Annotated in this window: 1 protein-coding gene and 2 pseudogenes; 1 reads left to right on the forward strand and 2 read right to left on the reverse strand. The window is 67.3% G+C overall.

Translation table 11 applies throughout. The features are described 5' to 3' along the window. Positions 1 to 68 precede the first annotated feature (68 nt). Positions 69 to 1,166: pseudogene (locus AO501_RS13395) on the reverse strand (HNH endonuclease signature motif containing protein); the annotation flags it as partial. A 204-nt stretch (positions 1,167 to 1,370) separates the two neighbouring features. On the opposite strand from AO501_RS13395, the pseudogene AO501_RS40700 reads away from it, so the two are divergent. Continuing rightward, positions 1,371 to 1,515: pseudogene (locus AO501_RS40700) on the forward strand (IS481 family transposase); the annotation flags it as partial. A 223-nt stretch (positions 1,516 to 1,738) separates the two neighbouring features. Here AO501_RS40700 and AO501_RS13400 read toward each other — a convergent pair. Further along, a complete protein-coding gene (locus AO501_RS13400; protein WP_055578195.1) occupies positions 1,739 to 2,203 on the reverse strand; it encodes a GatB/YqeY domain-containing protein in 465 nt (154 codons plus the stop codon). Positions 2,204 to 2,461 lie beyond the last annotated feature (258 nt).

Raw genomic sequence — 2,461 nt, forward strand, 5'->3', positions numbered from 1 at the left:
GCCGACCCCACCCCGACACTCTGACCAGCAGATTTCTTCGCAGACATGAGGGTAGTTTAACAACTTATGACCTTGCCCGCATGGGTGGGCCCGCCCTGGGCCCAGGGGATGGTGTGGTCGAGATCGCAGTGAATGGCCGGCACCTCGCAGCCCGGCCAGCGGCATGTCAGATCCCGGGCCCGCACGAAATCAGCCAACGCCTGCGAGGGGTGGTAGTGGGGTTCGGGTGCGGCGTAGCCGGGGTGGATCAACGGCACCTGCTTGGCGGTCAGCGCGAGTTCGGCCAACACCTCGGGGGTGATCAGGTCCTCCCCACCGAGCAGACACGCGGGGCTGTCGCTGCGCCCGGCCAGGGTGGCGGCTTCGGCGATCACATGGATCACCACCGGGCTGGCCGGCTTGCGCCCGGCGGCGGTGCAGTCGACGCGGCCGCATTCACAGCCCAGCCGGGTGCCACCGGCGGCCAGTGCCCCCAGGGCGTCGGCGCGGCGCTGGGCGGTGGTCCGTGGATCGTTCGGGCACACGGTGGCTGCCAGCGCTGAGAGCCGCGCATCGATGGCCTGGGCATCGGTGGCCCGCAGGCGTCCCTCGATCTGCGCCAGCCCGTTCAGGGGCGGGCTGATCCACACCTCCCGCTCGGCCTGGACCTCTTTGCGGCGGCGCAGCGCATCGGCATCGGCGCGGGCCACGATCGCATCCACCTTCTGCGACAACCTCCACCGGCTTAACGAGGGCCAGCGCGTCACCCGCGTGGCGACCGTGGCATCCACGGCCGCCAGCACCTGGGGGTCCTCGATCAGATCCGTGCGGAACACGATCGTCGTGAATGCCTCATAGTCGATGTCCCCGGCGCAGAAGACCGCCGCCACCTGCGGCAGGCGCTCCCGCATCGCCCGGGCATAACGCACCTTGGTCTCCGCGCGGCCCTGGCTGATCCGCAACCCCGCAGCCACCTCCCCGGCGACGGCCTTCATCGTGTCGATCGCCCAATCCTCGGTCTCTCCACCCCGAGCCAGTCGGTAGGCGAACAACTCCCCTACCGCCACCAACTCCGCGGCCGCACCCTGATTGACCACCCGCGCCGCCCCGCACACCCGCGCCACCCACCCCAGCGACTGCGCGGTCCTGCCCGACAACCCCTCGCGATGCTCGAACACCTGCCCCATCAGTGCGTCGAACCGTTCCACCCGCTCAGCCTGAGACAACTCACTGAACGGCTTCCCCTCCCATGAGGGGCGCGGCCCGGCGGCTGGTTCGTCGAACATATGTTCGAGTATACTCGCTCGCACGGCCTTTGCCCATGTCATCTCTCACGACATCGGTGACAGTTCGGGCTGTGTCGGTGGTGACACTTCTGCCTCAGGGTTCGGGTGGTGGCTGTTGATGAATCGATCGATCCTTTGGTCCGGCTTGCTATCTCAGTGGCCCGATGATGCGCCCCTCGGGGCGGCCGCGGTACTCGAACCCAGGACGAGACGACCCAAGTCGAGCCCATCGACCAACGGCGACAAGATCACCGTCGCCGATCTGGACGGCGAAGTCCTCATCGAACACACAAGACCCGCACCCGTGGTGACCGACTTCGGCAACGGACGACCCCGCGGCCGACACCTCAAGGCGAAGAAACGTCACCGAGGTCCTGACACACCAACTGTCACCGATGTCCTGAGACATCACACACCGATGGGGTTCGGTGAGCGTTGATCGCTACTGGGGTGCGGGGACGACCCGACCCATTTCAGAGCCGGTCTTTGACCGCCGCGGACAGCCGCGACCCGTCGGCCTTTCCCTCGGCTATTCCGGTCGCAACCTTCATCACCAGGCCCATCTCCTTCATCGAAGGCGCGTGGCCGAGCGTCTCGGCAACCTGGGCGATCGCGGTTTCGACGACGTCGACCACCTCCGCATCGGTCAGCGGCGTCGGCAGATACTCGTCGATGATGCGCGCCTCGGCATGCTCGTTGGCTGCCAGCTCACCGCGACCGTTCTGCGTGTATATCTCGGCGGCCTCACCGCGCTTGCGGGACTCCTTGGCGAGCACCTTGAGAACCTCGTCGTCGGAGAGCTCCTTGGCCTCCTTGCCCGAGACCTCTTCGGTCTGAATCGCGGCCAACAGCATGCGTAACGTCGCAGTGCGCAGCTTGTCCTGCGCTTTCATCGAGTCGGTCAGGTCGGCCCGCAGCCGGGATTTGAGTTCCGCCATTCCAGAGACGCTACGCGCTGCTCCGGGGACCTACATTGAGAAATGCACCAACCGCCGACAGGATGTACCCCATGACAACCGACGACAGCCGCCGCCTACGGTGAGCACGCTGCCGCCTGAATACCCGGGTGAGGCCGCACCGGGACCGGCATACGGCCCGCCACCCGCATACGGCCCGCCGCCGGCATACGGCCCGCCACCGGCATACGGCCCGCCACCGGCATACGGACCGGCCCCTGGATATGGCCCCGGCTACGG

This window comes from Mycobacterium gordonae, from assembly GCF_001417955.2.
Lineage (GTDB): Bacteria > Actinomycetota > Actinomycetes > Mycobacteriales > Mycobacteriaceae > Mycobacterium > Mycobacterium gordonae_B.

Excerpts from the sequence above, each read along its gene's own strand:
- AO501_RS13400 (WP_055578195.1), bottom strand. The coding sequence starts at position 2,203 with ATGGCGGAACTCAAATCCCGGCTGCGGGCCGACCTGACCGACTCGATG.